Source organism: Vallitalea okinawensis (genome assembly GCF_002964605.1).
GTDB lineage: Bacteria > Bacillota > Clostridia > Lachnospirales > PQDH01 > Vallitalea_A > Vallitalea_A okinawensis.
The window spans coordinates 67,489-89,535 of record NZ_PQDH01000007.1 but is presented as its reverse complement, the minus strand read 5'-3'; the positions used below and the strand labels follow the sequence as shown (position 1 = coordinate 89,535).

Annotated in this window: 15 protein-coding genes; 12 read left to right on the top strand and 3 right to left on the bottom strand. The window is 33.7% G+C overall.

Going from position 1 to position 22,047, the window contains the following annotated elements; genetic code table 11:
- The first annotated feature begins 90 nt into the window (after nucleotides 1–90).
- From C1Y58_RS17875 to C1Y58_RS17840, 8 genes are all read left to right on the top strand, one after another.
- Nucleotides 91–3,156: an alpha-mannosidase gene (locus tag C1Y58_RS17875; protein ID WP_105617838.1), complete on the top strand. Its 3,066-nt coding sequence runs from the start codon at nucleotides 91–93 to the stop codon at nucleotides 3,154–3,156.
- A gap of 331 nt (nucleotides 3,157–3,487) precedes the next feature.
- Nucleotides 3,488–7,288, top strand: a complete 3,801-nt coding sequence (locus tag C1Y58_RS17870) for a chitobiase/beta-hexosaminidase C-terminal domain-containing protein (RefSeq protein ID WP_105617516.1) — start codon at nucleotides 3,488–3,490, stop codon at nucleotides 7,286–7,288.
- Nucleotides 7,289–7,379: 91 nt separating this feature from the next.
- A complete protein-coding gene (locus C1Y58_RS17865) occupies nucleotides 7,380–9,401 on the top strand; it encodes an S-layer homology domain-containing protein (RefSeq protein ID WP_105617514.1) in 2,022 nt (673 codons plus the stop codon).
- A 179-nt stretch (nucleotides 9,402–9,580) separates the two neighbouring features.
- Nucleotides 9,581–11,338: a sensor histidine kinase gene (locus C1Y58_RS17860; protein WP_170311627.1), complete on the top strand. Its 1,758-nt coding sequence runs from the start codon at nucleotides 9,581–9,583 to the stop codon at nucleotides 11,336–11,338.
- Nucleotides 11,339–11,597: 259 nt separating this feature from the next.
- Complete coding sequence (locus tag C1Y58_RS17855) at nucleotides 11,598–12,410, top strand: response regulator transcription factor (protein WP_105617511.1); 813 nt, start codon at nucleotides 11,598–11,600, stop codon at nucleotides 12,408–12,410.
- Between the two features lie 144 nt (nucleotides 12,411–12,554).
- Nucleotides 12,555–13,883, top strand: coding sequence for an ABC transporter substrate-binding protein (locus C1Y58_RS17850; RefSeq protein ID WP_105617509.1), 1,329 nt, complete (start codon nucleotides 12,555–12,557; stop codon nucleotides 13,881–13,883).
- Between the two features lie 173 nt (nucleotides 13,884–14,056).
- Complete coding sequence (locus tag C1Y58_RS17845; RefSeq protein WP_105617508.1) at nucleotides 14,057–14,932, top strand: carbohydrate ABC transporter permease; 876 nt, start codon at nucleotides 14,057–14,059, stop codon at nucleotides 14,930–14,932.
- Nucleotides 14,933–14,954: 22 nt separating this feature from the next.
- Entirely contained in the window at nucleotides 14,955–15,812 is an 858-nt protein-coding gene (locus C1Y58_RS17840; RefSeq protein ID WP_105617507.1) for a carbohydrate ABC transporter permease, read from the top strand.
- Nucleotides 15,813–15,883: 71 nt separating this feature from the next.
- Here the strand turns inward: C1Y58_RS17840 and C1Y58_RS17835 are convergent, their stop codons facing one another.
- The 3 genes from C1Y58_RS17835 to pdxS form a co-directional block, all read right to left on the bottom strand.
- Nucleotides 15,884–16,189, bottom strand: coding sequence for a helix-turn-helix domain-containing protein (locus C1Y58_RS17835; protein WP_105617505.1), 306 nt, complete (start codon nucleotides 16,187–16,189; stop codon nucleotides 15,884–15,886).
- Between the two features lie 509 nt (nucleotides 16,190–16,698).
- Nucleotides 16,699–17,304: a pyridoxal 5'-phosphate synthase glutaminase subunit PdxT gene (pdxT, locus tag C1Y58_RS17830; RefSeq protein WP_105617504.1), complete on the bottom strand. Its 606-nt coding sequence runs from the start codon at nucleotides 17,302–17,304 to the stop codon at nucleotides 16,699–16,701.
- Between the two features lie 2 nt (nucleotides 17,305–17,306).
- Nucleotides 17,307–18,179: a pyridoxal 5'-phosphate synthase lyase subunit PdxS gene (gene pdxS, locus C1Y58_RS17825; RefSeq protein WP_105617502.1), complete on the bottom strand. Its 873-nt coding sequence runs from the start codon at nucleotides 18,177–18,179 to the stop codon at nucleotides 17,307–17,309.
- A 256-nt stretch (nucleotides 18,180–18,435) separates the two neighbouring features.
- Between pdxS and C1Y58_RS17820 the strand changes: the two genes are divergently transcribed.
- The 4 genes from C1Y58_RS17820 (at nucleotide 18,436) to C1Y58_RS17805 (ending at nucleotide 21,923) form a co-directional block, all read left to right on the top strand.
- Nucleotides 18,436–19,323 carry a glycine betaine ABC transporter substrate-binding protein gene (locus C1Y58_RS17820; RefSeq protein WP_242985435.1) on the top strand — a complete coding sequence of 296 codons (888 nt, stop codon included), beginning with the start codon at nucleotides 18,436–18,438 and terminating at the stop codon, nucleotides 19,321–19,323.
- Between the two features lie 113 nt (nucleotides 19,324–19,436).
- On the top strand, nucleotides 19,437–20,333 hold the full coding sequence (locus C1Y58_RS17815; RefSeq protein WP_157950188.1) for a glycine betaine ABC transporter substrate-binding protein: 897 nt from the start codon (nucleotides 19,437–19,439) through the stop codon (nucleotides 20,331–20,333).
- A 77-nt stretch (nucleotides 20,334–20,410) separates the two neighbouring features.
- Nucleotides 20,411–21,298, top strand: a complete 888-nt coding sequence (locus C1Y58_RS17810; RefSeq protein WP_105617498.1) for a glycine betaine ABC transporter substrate-binding protein — start codon at nucleotides 20,411–20,413, stop codon at nucleotides 21,296–21,298.
- A gap of 76 nt (nucleotides 21,299–21,374) precedes the next feature.
- Nucleotides 21,375–21,923: a hypothetical protein gene (locus C1Y58_RS17805; protein ID WP_105617496.1), complete on the top strand. Its 549-nt coding sequence runs from the start codon at nucleotides 21,375–21,377 to the stop codon at nucleotides 21,921–21,923.
- The last annotated feature ends 124 nt before the right edge of the window (nucleotides 21,924–22,047 follow it).

Genomic DNA, 22,047 nt, shown 5'->3' with positions numbered 1-22,047 from the left:
ACAAAGTCCGATACTAATATTTTAATAAAAGCACCTTTCGAATATAATGATGTTATTAGCATAATACTCAAGAATTCAGGAGGTGCCTTTATGTTTTTTAGAGCAGAAAGAATAGAACGTATTTTAAAGGAACTTAGAGAGCTTAAGTACGTTGATACGACAACCATTGAGCAATTAAAGATGAAAGAAGGACTTTATCATAAACCAGTAGAAGTTGATGAATGCTCTACACCATGGGTGGATTTTTTTAAGAATGATAGATGGGGAGGAAAAGATCAGAGTTGTTGGTTCAGGTTTGTATTTGAGATTCCAGAAAATTATAGTGGTAAAACAGTTGTGCATAGAATACAAACCGGTCATGAAGACGGTTGGGATGCAAGTAATCCACAATTCTTAATATTTAAAAATGGGACATTGGTACAAGGATTAGACGTCAATCACAGAGAAACCTTACTTAGTGAAAAGGCTCAGATAGGTGAAAAATATGTTATTGATTTGCAAGCTTATGGGGGGATGATTGAAGAACTCTCAGAGTGTAAAAATCTTATTTCTGTATTGGATACTAAAGTGGAGCAATTATATTATGATATCCATGTACCATTAGAAGTAGTAAAATTATTGCCAAAAGAAGATAAGGAAAGAATTGATACAATTGGTTATTTGGAGAAAGCTATCAACCTTTTAGATTTAAGAAAACCCTATTCAAAGGAATTTAATGAAAGTGTAGAGGAAGCGATCGCTTACTTGACTGAAGAATTCTACGGGCAATTCTGTGAGGATAGAGGAATTGTAGCCAAGTGTGTCGGTCATACTCATATAGATGTTGCTTGGCTTTGGGATTTAGCTCAGACAAGGCAAAAGGTTCAAAGAAGTTTTGCGACGGTTCTTGAGCTTATGAAACAGTATCCTGAATACATATTTATGTCAAGTCAGCCCCAACTCTACCAATTTTTAAAAGAAGAACGACCAGAATTATATGCAGCTGTGAAAAAAAGTATAGAAGAAGGGCGATGGGAACCAGAAGGTGGCATGTGGGTTGAAGCAGATTGCAACTTGAGCTCTGGAGAATCATTAGTACGCCAAATCATTCATGGTAAACGCTTTTTTAGAGAGGAGTTTGGTGTAGAAAATAAGATTTTATGGCTTCCAGATGTATTTGGTTACAGTGCAGCACTTCCTCAAATATTAAAAAAATCAGGTATTGATTACTTTATGACGACAAAGATTAGTTGGAATGAATATAACAAACTACCATATGACTCTTTTAAGTGGGCGGGGTTAGATGGATCAGAGGTTCTAACTCATTTTATAACTACTGCCAATTTTGATAACCTGCCAGAACGTTATTTTACAACATATAATGGTTTTATTGATGCACCTTCTGTAAAAGGAGCCTGGGAAAGGTATCAACAAAAAGATCTTCATGATGAAGTGTTAATTAGCTTTGGTTATGGGGATGGTGGTGGTGGTCCAACAAAAGAGATGTTAGAGACTGCTAGACGTCTTGAAAAGGGTATTCCAGGTATACCAGTTGTACAGATGTCAACTGCAACGGAGTATTTTGAAACATTGGATGAGAGGGTTGGTAATAGCCCTAGATTGCCTAAATGGGTAGGGGAATTGTATTTTGAATACCATCGTGGTACTTTAACCAGTATGGCAAGGAATAAGCGTTATAACAGAAAGTCAGAATTCTTATATGAAGACGTAGAATGGTTATCAACAATAGGAAATTTAGTTGAAGGAATAGACTATCCTAAGGCTGATATACAAGAGGGCTGGGAAATCATTTGTCTCAATCAATTTCATGATATTATACCTGGTTCATCCATTAAGAAAGTATATGAGGATTCCAAAGAACAATATGAAATGATTATAGAAAAAGGTAAAAAACTGAAACAAAAAGCAATGGATGCAATTACATCTAACATAGAAATTGATGAGAAATCTGTTGTAGTCTATAATCCTACATCTTTTAATAGAAATGAGATTATTGATTTGGATATAGATGGTGAAAGAATAACTTTCTATGCCGACAATATACCTGCTAAAGGATATAAGGCATTTCCTATAAAGGATATTCAACCAAAAGAGAGTGAGATGGTTGTAACAACATCTCACTTAGAGAATAAGTTCTTTGACATTCAATTAGATGAAAATGCTAATATCACTTCACTATATGATAAAAGAGTTCAGCGACAAGTTTTAAAAGAAGGATATAGGGCTAATGTGATTCAAGCTTTTGAAGATAAGCCAATTCATTACGATGCATGGGATATTAATATTTATTACCAAGAAAAGATGTGGGAAGTTAACGATGTTGAAAGCATTAAAGTAGTTGAAGAAGGTCCTCTTAAAGGAACCTTAGAAATTAAAAAAACTTTTGTGGACTCAACCATAACACAGTTAATGACCATCTATAGAGATATTGATCGTATTGATTTTGAAACAACGGTTGATTGGAAGGAAAAACAAGTATTATTGAAAGCAGCCTTCCCTGTTGATATACATGCAGAAAAGGCAACTTATGATATTCAATTTGGTAATGTAGAGCGTCCAACACATTGGAATACCAGCTGGGATACGGCTAAATTTGAAGTATGTGGACATAAGTGGGCAGATCTATCCGAAGATGCATATGGTGTAAGTTTATTAAATGACTGTAAGTATGGGCATGATATCAAAGATGGTGTTATGCGATTGACATTATTAAAATCAGCGACATCACCAAATGAGGATGCTGACCGCGAAGTACATCACTTTACTTATTCAATATACCCACATACAGGCAATTGGAAGAAAGCTAAAACAGTGGAGATGGGCTATCGATTAAATTGCCCTGTCTACACAACCGTCATTGACAAGCAAGAAGGAGATCTTCCTAAAGAGTTGTCTTTTGTGTCCATTGATCAAGAGAATGTTATAATGGAAGTCGTTAAACAAGCAGAAGAAAGTAACGAGGTTATTCTTCGTGTTTATGAATGTTATAATCGAAGAACTAAAGCTAAGATTAATTTCTTTAAAGAGATTAAAGCTGTCTATGAGTGCGATCTTGAAGAAAGACATGAAATGAATGAACTTGTGGTAAAAAGTGGTGTTTTTGAATTTGATATAAAACCTTATGAGATTAAAACGTTTAAATTAAATATAATGTAAGATTATGAGGATGATTAGTTGCCAAGTTAGTCATCCTCTATTAATTTTTACCAAATGATTAATGGGAGAAGCAGAATTACTTCACTTTTTTTATGTAATATTACTAAAATAACTCTATAAAATAGCAGAGGTGTTGTAAAAAATATTGTTATATGATATATTTAAAATCATGATGGTGAATTATTCCTTGTTTAGTTGTTGGTCGACAGGTATTAAATTTTGTGGAATACGATTCAAGTATAAACCACTCATTTTAAAACAACTTAGGAATATATTGAGGGAGTCAATCTCAATAAGCTGTCAAATGTATTAATATGAGGAGGAATAACAAATGAAAAAAGGTACCATCAAGAGAATACTGAGTGGGGTAATGGTATTTGTGATGACTCTATCTTGTTTGAACATGTATAGGGTTGAACATGTTCAGGCGAGTGTGACCTATGCTGAAGATTTATTTATTTCAGAGTATATTGAAGGAAGTAGTTATAATAAGGCCATAGAAATTTATAATGGTACAGGAAATACTGTAAACTTAAGCAATTATAATTTGATGAAGGATTATAATGGCGATGGTGAGTTTAATCTCATGTACCAATTTGAAGAAGGACAGACACTAAACCATGGCAAAGTATTTGTAGTATATCATAGTAGTTTTGACGAGTCTACTATTCAAAAATTAGATGAAAATTTATCGTATGGAACCGGTAACATATCATTTAATGGTGATGATCAAGTTGCTTTATATAAAGGTGATATAGAAGAAATAGATAGAATTGGTATTTCTGGTGATAAGGATTTTGGTAAAGACCATACATATGTGAGAGAGCCGAACGTAATGAAAGGTCTTACAGGTGAACAAGATCCAGGAGATAATGGTGAATGGATTGAATATGCTAAAAATACCTTTGATTATCTAGGATCGCATATAGCTAGCTATGGCTCTACTAAAGTGGCTAATGTTTCAGCTAGTCAACCTTCAGGTGAAGTTTCTGAAGGGACAGAAATAACATTGGCTTGTACAACCTCGGGAGCCATCATAAAGTATGCTATAGATCCTGTTGAGGGGACCTCACCATCTATGGTGAAATATGAAAATCCTATAGAAATAAATAAGGATACAACTATATTAACTCAAGCTATCAAAGATGGGCTTGAAGATAGTGACTTGGTAACCTTCGAATATACCATTAGAGATGAGCAAACTGTCATGGATATCGCGACAGCCAAGAATAATGATGATGGAAGTATTGTGAAGGTTATGGGAACGGTCACAGAAAATGAGGCTGAAGGCTATGTATTTATTCAGGATAATACAGCTGCCATTGGAATTCGATTTAATGGTGAACCGAATTTGAAAATAGGGGACACCATTGAAGTATATGGTGAGTTAAGTAGTTATTATGGCTATCGCTATATAGATGTAGCCTATTTATCAGACTTTAAAGTAACTGGTACAGGTGAAGTTATGCCATCAGTTGTGGGTCTCGGTGATATAGGTGAAGCTTATGAAAGTCAACTAATTAAGGTAGAAAATGTAAAGGTGATTTCAGGACCTGAATATGGAAGAGAATTTAAAGTGGAAAATGGTAATAGTGATTTTAGACTTAAACCCATAGATGGCACATGGCTTGAGAGTGGTGTAATCTATGAAAGTGTTGTGGGAGTTGTTCATTACTCATATGGAAAGTATGTACTAGTTTCGCCAAATGAGTTGGATATTACTGAAGATTCAAGTCGAGTTAGGAAGATAAAAGCAAATGTAGAATCAGGTTCAATTGAGAAAGGGGCGGAAGTAATCCTCTTAACACTAACAGAAGGTGCAGAAATTTATTACACATTAGATGGAAGCCAACCAGATAGTAACTCTTTCCTTTATACTCAACCAATCATTATTAATAGTGATACAACACTAAAAGCAGTAGCAATTAAAGAAGAGTTAACAAATAGTGAAGTATTGACATTGGACTTAACGGTATTAGAGTCAGTAGGAGAGGTAACAATATCTGAAATCCAGGGAGGGTCTCATCAATCACCTTATATTTTGAAAACTGTTGAAAGGGTAGAAGGAATTGTTACAGGCATACTGGATTATAAATTTGATTTTATGGGCGGTAAGAGAATCACAGGATTCTACATGCAGGCTGAAACAAGTGATGGGAAGAGTGCTACGTCAGATGCCATCTTCGTTTTTACGGGTACTGATGTTGAAGTTGGGGATAAAGTAAAAGTAACAGGAATGGTTAATGAATATGTTAAAGAAATGGATTTCTATGCCTATGACCAAGAAAATCAATTAACTGTGACTTCTATTGAAGCCAGTGACGTAGAGGTTGTGTCAAAAGGCAATGCATTACCAGAAGCAATACGTTTAGGTGAAAAGGGACGTACAGTGCCACACGATTTAATTAGTAGTGATAACTTTGAAGAGTATGATGAATCAAAGTATGCTATAGATTTTTATGAATCTCTAGAATCTATGAGAGTTGTAATAGATAATCCACTTGTAGTGGCTCCAGAACATAACAGAGTATTAGCAGTTGTTCCTGACAATGGAGCCATAGCCAAAGAAGATGAAGATCTATCCATTATGGGTGGTGTTATTCTCCAAGAAGATGATGTAAATACAGAAATTCTTCAATTAAATGGGGCGATAGTTAGTCTTGGAGATATTAAATCGATTGAACCAGGTGCTACCTCATCAGAAACTGTAGAAGGATTAATGGACTATGAATGGGGAGCATATCAAGTATATATCACAAAGGAGTTACCAACATTCACTAATGCAGATAGGGAAGAGGATAGTCTTCAGTTTGACAAAAATGAGGACGAATTAACTATTGCTTCATACAATGTTTATAATCATGGCGGAGATGATAAAGAAAGTAAAACAGTTGGTATTGCAGATGCCATTGTGAACGATTTAGGTTCACCAGATATAATTGGTCTTGTAGAAGTACAAGATAATGATGGTAAGGCAGGTGGGACTGGTAGTACTGTAGTCGATGCTAGTGAAGTTTATGGTGCATTTATTAATAAAATAAAAGAATTAGGCGGTCCGGAGTATGCTTGGACGGATATTCCACCAGTAGATGATCAAGAAGGTGGAGAGCCTGGCGGTAATATTCGTGTAGGCTATTTATACAATCCAGATAGAGTTACTCTAAAAGCCGGTGTGGCTAAAGGTGGTTCAACAGATACCGTTGAAGTAGACCAGCAAGGTCATTTAACGTTAAATCCTGGGAGAATAGCAGCTACTGAGGAAGCATTTAATGATACAAGAAAGTCTCTTGCAGCAGAGTTCATCTTTAGAGGAGAGGAAGTCATCGTTATAGCTAACCACTTTAGTTCAAAGGGTGGAGATAATGCAACTTATGGCAATATCCAACCTGCAATAAAGCATTCTGAAGTGGAGCGAGTTAAGCAAGCACAACTTGTCAATGACTTTATTGATACTATTCTAGCTGCAAATCCTGAAGCTAATATAGTTGCATTAGGTGATTTAAATGATTTCCAGTTCTCAAATTCAGTTAAAGCACTAAAAGGTGAAGGAGAAGAGCAAGTATTGGTTAATATGATTGATGAGCTACCATTGGCTGAACAGTTTACATATAATTATGGAGGTAATTCACAAGTACTGGACAATATTCTTGTTAGTCAGAACTTAGTAGTGGATACGAAAGTGGACGTGTTGAATATTAATTCAATCATTTCTGATGAAGATGATGCAAGGCGTCATAGTGATCACGACGCAGTTATAGTGGGGATCGCTGGAATTGGAACGGATAAAGAAGTCATGGTAGAAGATGTTATGACAACATCCTTTATGAGTTTAACGCCTAAAGTGGAATTTGAGGAAGGAGAGTTCGTCACCATTTCGGCAAATATCACTTCAATTAATGAAGAGGTTGACACAGGTACAGTATTATATAAAATCGTAAAAGATGATAAGATGGTAAGATTCGGTATGTTAGAACCAGTTGCATTAAATATCAGTGGAATTGATTGTAGAATGGGATTTGGAACAGAAAATCTAAGTAGAGGAACATATCGAGTTGAGGTCTTTGTTTGGGATAACTTTAGTGATGCCAATGCACTTTCAGATAAAGGAATATGTAACTTTACAATTAAGTAGGTTCAAGTAGAATTATTTATAAACTGAATAAAAATTTCTTCAAAGACTTTCTTGTAATGTAAGTTTTTGAGAGTGAAGTAGGAGGGTTACATTGAAACGATTAATTAGTTTGATAATATCATTAATTCTAGCATTAAGTATTGTAATGCCTTCATTTGCTGCAGACGATGTGAGTATATCCTTGAATCTAGTTAATAATGATTTTAAACTTAACTCATTATATATTGGAGAAGGACAAGTAACTGCAAATGAAGTTGCTCAAAAATATAAAACCGTGACCATTAAAGTCCTATCAATGGACAATGAAAGACTTGTCAATGTTGATCAGGTGGATACCGATGGAAATGGTGACTATCGATTCCAATTCAAGCTACCTGAATCAGCGAGGGTAGGAGATTATAAGATTGAGGTGTCCGCACTCAGTAAAAAGGAGACACTTGATTTTACAGTAGTAACGGGGAGTAATTCAAGCTCTAATACCTCAGACAAAAGGGATAAGTCAAAAAATAATTCAGACGAAGAAGAGGTAGAAGAGATTATCATTAATGTACCACAAAATGGAGAAAAAAAAGATAATAAAAAAGCGCTATCCATGGGGCTAGAAATTATGAAAGATCCCAAGAAACATTATTCCAAAGAAACAAAAGCAGATGTCATACGACAAATGACAGAGATTGCTGGGGAAGAATTAGAAGATGAAAATCAAAGTGTTTCAGCTAAACGGGAAGCTATAGATCAAGTAGTGACAGCATTTGATGCGTATTTAGAAGATGATCAAGTAACTTTTGATGATGCTATGGAAACCATGGAGCATATCTTAAAAAATACTTTCAAGATAGAAAATGCTTCCAAAGAAGTTGATAGTTTGGGGGTTCTAAAAACCAGAAATCTAGATTTCATTATTGAAAAGACCATGGAAAAAGCAACACCTGAAGGAATGAAGCTTATCACGAAAGATCCTAAAAACCCTGGGGAGTTTGTACTTAATCAAGATAATCTTAAATTGACACAGAAGATTGTAGAAACAAAGGCAAAACAATTTGAGGCGACTTTAAATGAACTGGGTGCCGGTAGTGCAAAGGTATCAAGAGCGGTCTATGTAAATATGGATAGCATACTAGATGAGTCACTAAATATAAATATTTCTAGCACCAATGCTCAGTATCTAGTTGAGAATGATACAAATATGGTCATTAATATATCAGATATGAGCTTAACTCTTGATACACAAGTGCTAAAAAAAATGTCAGGAGATATTCAGTTTTCAAAAGAGATAATAGAAGATTCTCAAGAGAATAAAACTGCTAGCTCTACTAAAGGTCATAAACTTAAACCTGTCGGTTCCATCTATGATTTAAATATAACTGTAGACAAAAATAAGATTAATTTTGATAAGTTTAAGCCTAAGTTTACATTTAAATTAGATGAGTTGGATATACAAGACGAAGATAAAGAGCTTCTAAGCGTTTATGTTCAAAATGAAGAAAGTGGTGATTGGGAGATTGTCCGCAGTAGAGTAGAGGGATTAACTATTACATTTGAGACTGAACATTTTAGTAAATATGTTGTAATGAAATATGAAGATCAATTTGAGGATTGTAAAGAGCATTGGGCAGGTAATATTGTTCAAGAGGCAGCTGCAAAGGGACTTGTTTCGGGACGAAGTACTGAGGTATTTGCACCAGATGCATCCATTACTCGAGCTGAATTCGTTACTATGCTGATCAATGAACTTGGATTAGAAGAAGAGAAAATATCTTCATTTGATGATGTAAGTTTAAATTCATGGTATAGTAATGTAATTGCTAATGCTCAAAACATAAGTATTCTAGATGTAAATGTTGGTGATTTCAGGCCAGAAGAGGATATTACTCGTGAAGAAATAGCAATTATGGTGGCTAAGTTAATAGAATATAAACTTGGTGAAGAAATAGCTATAAGTCAAGATAAGTTTATTGATCAAAATGAGTTATCTGATGATGGGGCTATAGCGATAGGGAAATGTCGAGAAATGAATATCATTAATGGGTATCCAGATGGGTCCTATAAACCACAAGAGACGGCTACTCGTGCTGAAGCAGTAACTATTCTCTTAAGTATTTCAGAGTACTAATAGGAATAAGAATTAGATGTGGCATAACTTTGTAGTTAAATATGTATAGTTAGAAGAAGATGAACGAATTACTCGGTCATCTTTTTCTTATGTTTTTGGTGCTTTTCCAATCTCTCTTTTGACTAATTAGCAATATGAATTATAATAGAACTATAATAATCAGAAATCGGGGGATGGTTATGAGGGGTCTGGGCAATAGATTTCATGATATTTCAATTAAGAAAAAACTGATCATTTTTGTTTTGATGATGTTGATATATCCTATTTTATTAGTTATATTTTTTGGTGTATATAATAATGAGAAAATTATAAAAGATCGCTTTGTCAGTTATGTTGAAAATGATGTAAAGGGGACCAAAACCCGTATCTCAAAAGACTTAAAAGATATGGAAAGCTTTTTTCAAGATTTACTTTATAATATCGATATTTATGATCTATTTAAGGCTAAGCCAAGTGATATAGAAGAAAATGACGTTATGGCGAACTACATTTTTAAAAGAGATATAGAAAAATATCTTAAATCCACAATCTATGCAAAGAGAGAATTCGATCTTGTTACGATACAGTTCATTGACGAGGATAATGTTTATTATGCAGAAAGAGAAACAGGGTTTATTGATATAGATGAGATTCCAACAGATATATTCATTGATTTAATTGAGGAAAAAAATCAGGTTATTTACTATTATGATCATGGATATGAAAAAAGCATTATATATTTAGTACGAGCTGTTTATGATTTGGATTCTTTTGAAAAAATGGGTGTTATGTCTTTTAGAATTGATCATCATTATTTGGAAGAGATAGTTCAGACTGCAAATAGGGATCCTGCAGAAAGTACACATTTATATACAGACAGTGGTGAGAGGTTAATCAGTGTAGGGCAAAGGTATAATGATAGCATAGTAGAAGAGAATCAATTATATTTACAAGATGAAGGAACATACAGCTATGAAGTTGATGGAAAGGATTATTATGTCATCGTTAAAGCCATTGAAGGAGTTAATTTGAGAATCATTAGCATTATGTCCACTGATATGTTAATTGCTGATACGGAACAGGTCCTTAAAATTATCTTGATCTTGTGCTTAATTAGTATTCCGATTTATATTCTCATTGCAAATATATTTTATAAGGACATTATCTCACCTTTTAATCTATTAATACAAAAAATGAAAAACATTGAAAAGGGAGAGTTGAATACAGTAATTGATATTCAACGTAAAAATGAAATAGGGTATTTATATCATTCATTTAATAGTATGGCAAAACGATTGAAGTATTTAGTTGAGTATGTATATGAGGAAGAGATCGCTAGAAAGAACGCAGAGATATCTGCTTTGCAATCGCAGATTAATCCACACTTCCTATACAATACTTTGGAGACGATTAATTGGAAAGCACAATTATCTGGAGAACAAGATATTGCCGAAATGATACAAGCCCTCTCCAATCTAATGGATGCTAATATGAACCGTAATGGTGAGAAGTATATTACTGTTAAACAAGAGATCAAGTACATGGATAGCTATTTATTCCTCATTCAAAAAAGGTTTGGTGATAAAATTGCCTATGAAAAAAATGTAGAGGAAGAAACACTTGATAAAAAGCTTCCTAAGCTGATTATTCAGCCCATCATTGAAAATGCTATTAAACATGGGATTCAGCCTATTGGGAGAGGAAAGGTATCTCTGTATAGTTCGCTGTCTGATGATAACTTGGTAATATACGTTGAGGATAATGGGGTTGGGATAGAGAGAGCTGAATTAGAGCAGATTAAGCAAGGTCATAGGCATTCAGATTTAAAAAGTATTGGGTTAAATAATGTTATTAAGAGATTGAAGCTGATTTATGGAGAGGAAGCTAATGTTCATATTGAGAGTGAGGTGGCACAGGGAACAAAAGTTAGAGTAATGATACCTGTGAGTAGTGAGTAGGAATTTTAAGAAGTAACTTTTTAAGTATTACTAATGGGGTCAAGCACGCAAGGGGTTCTATTACGCCTGCTAGAAAGACGTCCATGTCTTAGATAGCAGGGCTCACCGTCCATGGTTCGCTACTCCATAGAACCCCTTACATGCTTTCGGTATAGGTAAGAGAAGTCATCAGGATTACATACTGCTTTTCTCTAGAGAAAAGTTCGTAACTTGTGAGAGATGACGCGATAAGTAAAAAGAAATAAGGAGGGGGATTGACATGTATAAAATACTAATTATTGATGATGAGGTGACCATCATAGAGGGGTTAAAGAAGCTTGTTCCTTGGGATGAAATTGATTGTAAAGTTGTAGGGATTGCTGAGGATGGAGAAGAAGGTCTCCAGCAGATTGATAAGTTAAAACCAGATATTATCATTTCAGATATTCAAATGCCTAAACGATCTGGATTAGAAATGATTAAAGCCATGCAGAGGAAAAAAAGAGATATTAAATCCATTATACTTACAGGATATCGTGAATTTGAATACGCCCAAGAAGCTGTTAATCTAGGGGTTGTACGTTTTCTATTAAAACCAACAAAACTTGAAGATATTAAAGATGCAGTTATAGAAGCGATTCATATGTTAGATGATGAGCGTGGGAAAGTAAGAGATATAAAAAATCTAAGGAGACAGTTAAATAAACATCATGCTATTGCTGGTAACGGTCTAGAAGGCAGCCAGAATGAGGATGAGAAAATGAGATTTTTATCTGGACAAGCTATAGAATATATTAAAGAGAATTATAATCAAAAATTAGACCTACAAACTGTAGCAGATCAATTATACATTAGTTCCTGGTATCTATGTAAGTTATTTAAGAAAGAAGTTGGTAGTAGTTTTATAGAATTATTAAATGAAGTACGGATACAAGAGGCTAAAAAACTATTAACAACAACTAAGTTTAAAGTATATGAAATAACAGAAAGAGTAGGATACTCTGATACACCCTATTTTTCCAAAACTTTCAAAAAACATGTTGGTTTAACACCTAATCAATATCGGAATAAAATGTGGAAAGAGCAATGTTAATAACCACTAAAAGATTCATGTGTAATATTATTATATTGAACAAAATCGTACAAGAAAGTACAAGATTGACTTCTAGCAACTGTTTATTATGCATGATAATATAGAGAGGTATTAAATATTACATACTGATTAGGGAGGGTTATAATGAATAAAATATCAAAAGTTATGGCATTACTTGTTGTGTTAACATTTGTAACGGGAGTATTTGCAGGCTGTGCGGGTGAGAAAGAAGATGTAGAAACACCTGCTGCAACTGAAAAGCAAATAGATGATAATACAACTAAAGAAGCGGAGCCAGTTACACTAAGAATTTCTACTATGTTTGGTGGAACTGATCCATCAACACAAGTGTTTGAAGAACAGTTAGTAGCATTCGAAGAGTTACATCCACATGTAACTATAAAAAATGAATCAATGACATCAGTCGGTGATGAATATAGGACAAAAGTGAAAACAGACTTTGCCACAGGTAATGAAGCGGATATTACTTTCTTTTACAATGGTGCAGATGTACAAGGGATTATTAATTCTGACAAAGTCATTTCTTATGATGAAATTAATGAGAAGTATCCAGAGGTAGGCAAAGACATTACTGATGGTGTTAAAGACTCTGTTAGAGAAGAGGATGGTAAATTATACATGATGCCTTTAACAGGCTTCTATGAAGGATTATTTGTTAATGAAGCAATATTTGAACAATATGGATTAGAATTACCTACTACATGGGAAAATTTAATAACAGCTATTGATGTATTAAAAGAAAATGATATTGTTCCTTTTGCTGGACCAATTGCTCAATCTCATTACATGATTGAACATTTTGTATTGTCTCAAGCAGGTGCAGAAGGACATAAAGATGTGTTAGCAGGAGATGAACCTTCAGCTGATTGGGTTGCAGCGTTTAATAACATTAAAGATTTATATGAAAAAGAAGCTTTTGCTAAAGATGCTTTGACAATGGATATTGAAATGGCTCAAAACTTATTTATTCAAGAGAAAGCGGCTATGATTCTTGAAGGTTCATGGTTCATTGGTAGATGTGAAGATGAATTAAAAGATAAAATGACAGTTATTCCAATGGCAACAGCAAGTGATAAAATGGATCCAACTTCAATTATAGGAGGATTCTCAAGTGGATATTATGTGAGTAAATCTTCTTATGAAGATCCAGCTAAGCAACAAGCAGTAATTGATTTAGTATCTTTCTTAACCTCTGCTGAAGCAATTAAAGATCATGCAGCAGTTAATGGGGGATCACCAGCAGCTAAAGTAGTTGTTGAAGGTCTACATCCACTATTCGTAGAAGGTCACGCTATGGTAGCGAATGCTAATACGCTGAATATGCCAATCGATTCAAGATTAACTCCAGAAGCATTTAACATATTAGTGAAAGATGGAATTCCTTTTATCGTCGAAGGTCGAAAAAACCCAGAAGAAGTATTAAAAGCCACAAAGGAAAAGAATGAAAGATAGGCTCATTAAACTATAAAAATAAAATTAGGATTGAATAAAGTAAATAATAACAGTTGAATATATTCAACTGTTATTATTTACATAAAAATACAAGTAATATATCGAAAAGTACCTTAAATCAACAAAATATTTAAAATTTCACCATGAATACTTGTAAGTTAGGAGGGGATTTAATGCTTAGTAATAAGTCTAAAAGAACAATGACCATATTTTTATTTTTAGCACCTGCATTATTGTTCTTAGTAATTTTTTTAGCATATCCTTTTGTGATAAATATTATAGATAGTTTTTTTAAATCAGATGGTTTTTTGCAAAGTGAATACATAGGTTTAGATAATTATAGGCGACTATTTAAAGATCCTACCATAGGAACAGCTGTAAAAAATACATATGAAATAATGTTTTATGTTTGTCTATTCGAAGTAGGTATTGCATTAATATTAGCTATTCTTGTTGATAATATCAAAAAAGGACAACACTTTTTTCGAACAGTATACTTTTTCCCTATTGTAATTTCAGCAACAGCAATTGGTATGATGTTTAAATTATTCTATGCATACGATATTGGATTATTAAATTCATTTATGACCATGCTTGGGTTAGAAAAGCAGGTATGGGTTACAGCAGAATCAGCAGTAAAAATGGTTGCTATACCTATAGTATGGCAATATGTTGGGTTTTACTTCATTATCCTATTAACAGCAATTAAACAAATACCTAGAGATCTTTATGAATCAGCTTATTTAGAGGGTATTAATGGATTTACAAAAACTATCTATATTACATTGCCATTGATAAAAGGTGTGATAATTACGTGTTTAGTTTATGCAATTAATGGTGTAATGAAAATATTTGATTTAGTTTTAATACTCACAGAAGGTGGTCCATTAAACCAATCAATGGTATTAGGATTATATATGTACAAGAAAGCCTTTGCAGATAATGCTTTTGGTTATGCAGCAACAATTTCCTTGTTAATAATCGTTTTAGGATTAGCTACGATTACTATAGTTAGTAAAGTGTTTAAAAGGGAACAAATTACTTATTAATTTGGGGAAGGAGGTAGTGTATATGAGTAAAAAGAAAAAGATAGGTATAGAAAGAAAAAGTTTTAACATAGGAATGTTATTTACTTATATAGTTTTATATGCCTTTTCAATTACTACGATTTATCCTCTTATCTGGGTTGGGCAAAATTCTTTCAAAACTTCTAACGATCTTATAGAAAGTTCCTTTACATTGCCAACTAGTTTTATGTGGGATAATTTCAAAAATGCCATAACAAAAATCAACATATTTCAAGGATATGCAAATAGTTTAATAATTTCAGGAACAGTTGTTATTGTTGTTATTTTTTTTAGTGCATTGGCTGCTTATATTCTTGCAAGATTTGAATTCAAAGGCAATAAAATCATTCGATCATTTATCTTGGCAAGTATGTTAGTACCTGTTTTTGCAACCATATTACCTGTATTTAAAATATTAGCCAATGTTGGTTTGATTGATACCCATGTAGGTGTTATTTTACCACAAATTGCAGGTAATATACCATTTGCAGTTATATTATTAACTAGTTTCATGGAGACAGTTCCTAATGAGCTTGAGGAGGCAGCTAAGGTAGAAGGCGCCAATGTATGGAAAATATTTTCTAAAATATTTGTACCTATTACAAAACCTGCATTAGCAACATCAGCAATATTTACTTTTTTATGGTCTTATAATGACTTGTTTACATCATTAATTATCATAAGAAACCCAGAGAAATTCCCCGTTAACAGGTTACTAACAGAGATTAGTAGTCAGTATGGAACAGATTATGGATTATTATGTGCTGTAATCATATTAATCATTGGTCCTGTATTATCAGTCTATATGATTGGTCAAAAGCAAATTGTTGAAGGTATGACAGCGGGGGCAGTAAAAGGTTAAAAGGGACTTAAATTCAACAGACAGATGGTATAGACAATAGATAACCCTCACCGAAATTGGTGAGGGTTTTGTTAATCTTTATTTAGAATAATTTCAAAGGTTTTAAGTATATACTCTTGTTGTTCTTCATTAAGGCGATCAAAGTCTTCTAATAATTTCTTTTTGATGGGAGTAAGTTGGTTATAAGAAAAATTATTATTAAGAATATAATCAATATCTACCTCAAAAAATTTCGAGAGCTTTTTTAATGTATCTATGTCAGGTTGCCGTTTATGGTTTTCGTAGGCGCTTATAGCTTGTTGAGTAATATTCAACATAGTAGCTAATTCAGCTTGGCTGATGCCTTTACTCTCTCGCAATTGTTTCAATCGATTCATATGACCACTCCCTGTAGATATTATACAGTATAACCATATGGGACTTGAAACATTTAAATGTTGTTAAAAAAACTTGACTACAACCTAATGTTGTGTTATTATATAAACAACATTTCGTTGTATTGAAGAAGAAGTGTTAATTTTGTTTATCGGGGTGTGGGAAAGCGTGTTCTTTTACCAGGCATGCTTTCCTACAAATAACAGAAACAGCTGGTATAACAACAGTCTTAAGTCAAATAATGGTCACATTCTAATCCGCTCCGCTGCTTGTGCTGTTATGTTTTTAATCACCTAAGTGGGCTGTTTTTTGTTGATACTACAACATGTTTACAATTTAGTAAGGTCACATGATGTTGAAACGGGGAATAAGAAATATAGAATCGAATACTAAAAAGATACGAAAGAAGCTTGTTCCTTTTAGGGACAAGCTTCTTAGTGTTCTAGTGTAAGAAAGTACATACATTTCATTATACGAAATGATTAAGTAGGGAACTATACTTACTTACATCCTACTGTACATAATTGAAACGAGAGCATTTCTTGTAATTATCAATCATTTCAAGAAAGTAACGCTGAACAGATAGATCATCTGTAAGTTCAGGGTGAAAAGATGTCACCAGAATATTATCTTGTTTAGCAGCGATAATTTTGTCCTCAAGGATCTTTAAAACAGTTACAGAGGGTCCTACTGATTGAATATAGGGAGCTCTAATGAATGTTAATGGAATTGGATAGGAAGCAAAGGCGTCAATGGTATCAAACGTCATAAAACTGTGAATTTGAGAACCGTAACCATTACGTTTGACATCAATATCCATGACATTCAAGTAGGTATTTACTTTTCCGTTGACTTGGTTTGCTAATAATATCATACCTGCACATGTGCCCCAAACGGGCAATCCATGAAGGATCTTATTTCTTATGCTAGCTATTAATTCAAAATCATTTAGCAGTTGTCCTATAGTCGTACTTTCACCGCCAGGTATAACTAACCCGTCAATACTCTGCACATCATTTTCATATCTAACAGGATGAATTGTAATACCATTCATTCTATTAAAGGAATTAATATGCTCAGTAACAGAACCCTGTAAAGCAAGAATACCAATCTTCATATCTACCATCCCCTTGAGGCATATTCATCTTCAAGTTGTGACATTTCAATACCTACCATGGGTTCTCCTAAATCTTCTGATACTTCAGCTAATAAATCTGGGTTATCATAATAAGTTGTTGCTCTTACTATTGCCTGTGCTCTTTTTTCTGGGTTACCAGATTTAAGTATTCCTGAGCCAACGAAAATACCATCGCATCCCAATTGCATCATAAGTGCAGCATCAGCAGGTGTTGCAATACCTCCAGCAGCAAAATTAACAACAGGAAGAGATCCATTTTGGCTTACATATTGAACAAGTGAATAAGGGGCACCAATACCTTTAGCAAAAGTCATTAATTCTTCAGTAGGCATATTCTGCATGGATCTTATCTCTTGATTAATGGTTCGCATATGTCTTACTGCTTCTACCACATTACCCGTACCTGCTTCACCTTTGGTACGAATCATAGAAGCACCTTCACCAATTCTTCTCAATGCTTCACCTAGATTTTTAGCACCGCAGACGAAAGGAATATTAAAACTTGTTTTATCAATATGAAATTGATCATCAGTAGGTGTTAAGACCTCACTTTCATCAATATAATCAACACCAATACTTTCTAATATTTGTGCCTCAACAGCGTGACCAATTCGAACTTTTGCCATAACAGGAATGGAAACTGCCTCAATGATTTCTTTAATCATTTTAGGATCTGACATTCGAGCAACACCACCTTGCTTACGGATGTCAGCAGGGACTTTTTCTAAAGCCATAATAGCTACGGCACCAGCTTTTTCAGCAATAATTGCTTGATCAGCTGTAACAACGTCCATGATAACGCCACCTTTTAGCATTTGTGCTAGGTTTTTATTGAGTTCATATCGAGTATTCATTCTTAAACCCTCCTTATTGAGTTGCTTTTCTTATTACTCTAACATTTATGTATTTATTAGGTAAATATCCAGTTGATAATTTTTAAAGAAGGTCAGCATTGAAAAAAGTGATGTTAGTCACTGAATAGTTATAAGCATTGTATTTCTATCATAACTTATAATAAGGTGCTTTTAGGATCATAACTTAGAATGTTCTATAACCAGCTAGGTTGGAGTGATTACTAGTTAAATAGGGAGGGAGATTCTGGTGAAGAAAATGATTGTATCCGCCATAGTTATCAGTTTGATTATTGGAATAATAGTAGGATTCACGATGCAAACTTCGCCAGATGAAAATACTGTTGTTGTAGGTGCACAGAATTTCACTGAGCAATATATTCTGGGAGAGATGCTTGCTTTACTTATAGAAGAGTATACGGATTTGAATGTTGAGAAGAAATTTGGGTACAGTATAGAGGATGTACATCAACCTTTCATGGAAGGTGAAATCGACATGTATCCAGAATATACAGGTACAGCGTGGGGAGGAATACTAGAAGAACCTCTTATCTATCAACCAGACATATTGTACCAAGAAGTTAAAAAAGTCTATGAAGAGGATTTCAATGCTTTATGGTTGGATCGTTACGGCTTTAATAATACTTATGGGTTAGGGATGAAAGAGGCACAGGCTACTGAAGAAGGTATTTATACATACTCTGACCTTGCCCTAAAAAGTAGGCCATTGACTTTAGGTGCTGAACGAAGCTTTTATCTTTTACAAGATGCATACCCTGGGTTGGTTGAAAAATATGGTTTCCAGTTTAAAGATGAAAAAGTTTTAGATATAGATAAAAAATATGAAGCTTTAGAAACAGGAGAAGTAGATGTTATTGATGTCTTTTCCACTGATGGGGATTTGGAACAATATAATATTCTCTTATTAATCGATGATCAAAATTACTTCCCACCCTATGAAGCCGCAACTGTTATTAGAATGGATATATTAGAAGAACATCCTGAATTAGAAGAGATTTTGAATAAACTTGGCGGGCAAATCAATAACGAAGAAATGGCTCACTTAAACTATCTTGTAGAAAACTCAGGTATGAGTCCAGAAGAGGTTGCACGACTATACTTAACATCGAAAAACCTTATTAGTTAAAATTAGAAGCCTATGATAACATAATAAACTTTCAATGTCTCTATGGACTATAGAGGTTATGCAATATGTACTTCAATAGCTGAAAATAATTATAGATGAGGGAGGTGAATGTTGTGTCTAAAAAAGTATTAATAGCCATTACTACCGTCTGTTTAGCAATAGGTATAATAGCTTTTACATTACACGCTAGATCCCAGAATAATAAGATAATAGTAGGTACGAAGAACTTCACAGAGCAGTATATACTTGGTGAAATGATCACTCTTCTTATAGAAGAGTATACGGATTTAGATGTAGAGCAAAAATTTGGTTATAGTATTCCAGACATACATGAACCTTTACTAAAAGGGGAAATCGACCTTTATCCAGAATATACAAGTACAGGATGGGTGGTCATATTGGATGAGCCATTTATCTACCAACCAGATGTCTTATATCAAGAAGTTAAGAGGGTATACGATGAAGATTTTGATGTAGTTTGGTTAGATCGTTATGGTTTTAATAATACATATGGATTAGCCATGAGAAATGATCAAGCTTTGGAAGAAGGAATATTTACAAATTCGGATTTAGCATTAAAAGCTAAACCCTTCACTTTAGGTGCTGAGCGTAATTTCTATATTAGAGAAGATGGTTATCCTGGTTTGGCAAAAAAATATGGGTTTAATTTTAAAGATAAGCTAGTGTTTGAGATAGGGGAGAAATACGAAGCTATTGATCAAGGAGAAGTTGATGTTATCGATATCTTTACAACGGATGGTTTATTAAATGAGTATGATCTTTATGTACTCTATGATGACCAACATTTCTTTTTGCCCTATCAAGCTGCAACAATTATCAGAGGTGATACCCTTCGTGAGCATCCTGAGCTTAGAGAAGTGCTGAATAAATTAGGTGGACAGATTAATAATGAAGAAATGTCTAGGCTAAATTATCTTGTTGAAAATAGTGAGATGGAGCCTAGAGAAGCAGCAAGATTATATTTAGTTTCAAAAGGTCTTATTGAATAAATTATACCAGCATTAGAATTAATGGACATGTCAGAATGAAATTGAGCAGGATCTTGTGAAGCAGGAAGTGGTATAGTATGAAGAAAGAAATATTAATAGTGGTAAGTGTGATTAGCATAATAATGTTGATAACCTTTAGTTTTCATGTACAATCTCAGGAAGATACTATTGTAATAGGTGCAAGAGATTATACAGAACAGTATATTTTAGGTGAAATGCTTACTTTACTCGTAGAGGAATATACTGATTTAGAGGTAGAACAAAGATTTGGGTATAGCACAGTCCTTATACCTATCACTGATGGGGAAGTAGATTTATACCCGGCTTACACAGGGACTGGATGGTCTGTGGAATTAGGTCGTCCATTTATCTATCAACCCAACATACTTTATCAACAATTAAAGAAAGCTTCCCTAGAAGAGCTGGATATACGCTGGTTAGATCGTTATGGATTTAATAATACCTATGGATTAGCTATGAGAAATCAAGATGTAAAAGATATGGGCATCTATACATATTCGGATTTAGCTCTGAAAGGAAATCCTCTAATATTTGGAGCAGAAGATAGATTTTATGTTAGAGAAGATGGTTATCCGGGGTTAGTGGAAAAATACGATTTTCAATTTAAAGAGGATAAGGTTCTTGATATTGAGAGAAAATATGACGCAATCAACGAAGGGGATGTAGATATATTAGAAGTTTTTTCAACAGATGGGTTGCTTGAAGAATATGATCTTTATTTATTAGATGATGATCAACATTACTTTCCACCTTATGAAGCGGCTACGATTATACGAATGGATACATTAGAGAAACACCCTGAATTAGAAGAAGTCTTTAATAAGCTTGGTGGGCAAATCAGCAATGAAGAAATGAGCCAACTTAATTATATCGTTGAAAATGGTGAGATGGATGCTAGAGAAGCAGCTAGGGTATTTCTAATATCCAAAGGACTCATTGACTAATAAAGTAATTGTTACTAAGGTAGGAGTATGCTATTATAAATTTAAGGATTTATAAAACTAGTAAAGAAGGGATATTGTGAAACTATTTGAAAAAATATTTGGGAATAAGCAATCCAATGAGCTAAAGATAGACTACAATAATGAACTGAATAAAATTGAATTTAGATATAATATATTAAAAAAATACAGTCAACAAAAGAACTTAGTCATCAGTATTGAAACTAATTTAATGGATACAGATAAGGAGGCAGTTAGTATCATTAATGGTTTAGCTGATGCATTAGCAAAACGAAATTTACCTTTCATAAAAATGCCTACAGTTTCGAATAGAAAAAAGAGTATTTATGGTATCGATATAGGTAACAAAAATGGAACAAGGGACATAGCCTATATACTCATTTGTCAAATAGAGGGTGATGCAATTGACTGGCAGTTTTTTTGTGACTATCTAAGCCATTCTGATCTAATCATTGGCGTCAATCCACTTCTTTCCTTTGACGAGTTAAAGGACTATCTAACCCTATCTTATGCTCTTAATTTTCCAGAAAGCGACAAGTTTCAAGACTATATCTATGATTCTAAAAATTTTCATGTTTTTCGGACATCCATTAAGTTAGAAAATTAAATGAAAGAGAGATGGGTAAAAGTTATTAACTAGTTCAGCAAAACATGTTAATAACTTTTTTGGATTTAAATTCCTTTACATCCTCTATAATTGTATTATAATGAATGTAGGGAGTTAATACGAA

What these genes read in the sequence shown, in the direction of transcription:
- C1Y58_RS17875 (WP_105617838.1), top strand. Translation starts at nt 91, where the DNA reads ATGTTTTTTAGAGCAGAAAGAATAGAACGTATTTTAAAGGAACTTAGA.
- C1Y58_RS17870 (WP_105617516.1), top strand. Translation starts at nt 3,488, where the DNA reads ATGAAAAAAGGTACCATCAAGAGAATACTGAGTGGGGTAATGGTATTT.
- C1Y58_RS17860 (WP_170311627.1), top strand. Translation starts at nt 9,581, where the DNA reads ATGAGGGGTCTGGGCAATAGATTTCATGATATTTCAATTAAGAAAAAA.
- C1Y58_RS17855 (WP_105617511.1), top strand. Translation starts at nt 11,598, where the DNA reads ATGTATAAAATACTAATTATTGATGATGAGGTGACCATCATAGAGGGG.
- C1Y58_RS17850 (WP_105617509.1), top strand. Translation starts at nt 12,555, where the DNA reads ATGAATAAAATATCAAAAGTTATGGCATTACTTGTTGTGTTAACATTT.
- C1Y58_RS17845 (WP_105617508.1), top strand. Translation starts at nt 14,057, where the DNA reads ATGCTTAGTAATAAGTCTAAAAGAACAATGACCATATTTTTATTTTTA.
- C1Y58_RS17840 (WP_105617507.1), top strand. Translation starts at nt 14,955, where the DNA reads ATGAGTAAAAAGAAAAAGATAGGTATAGAAAGAAAAAGTTTTAACATA.
- C1Y58_RS17835 (WP_105617505.1), bottom strand. Translation starts at nt 16,189, where the DNA reads ATGAATCGATTGAAACAATTGCGAGAGAGTAAAGGCATCAGCCAAGCT.
- pdxT (WP_105617504.1), bottom strand. Translation starts at nt 17,304, where the DNA reads ATGAAGATTGGTATTCTTGCTTTACAGGGTTCTGTTACTGAGCATATT.
- pdxS (WP_105617502.1), bottom strand. Translation starts at nt 18,179, where the DNA reads ATGAATACTCGATATGAACTCAATAAAAACCTAGCACAAATGCTAAAA.
- C1Y58_RS17820 (WP_242985435.1), top strand. Translation starts at nt 18,436, where the DNA reads ATGATTGTATCCGCCATAGTTATCAGTTTGATTATTGGAATAATAGTA.
- C1Y58_RS17810 (WP_105617498.1), top strand. Translation starts at nt 20,411, where the DNA reads ATGAAGAAAGAAATATTAATAGTGGTAAGTGTGATTAGCATAATAATG.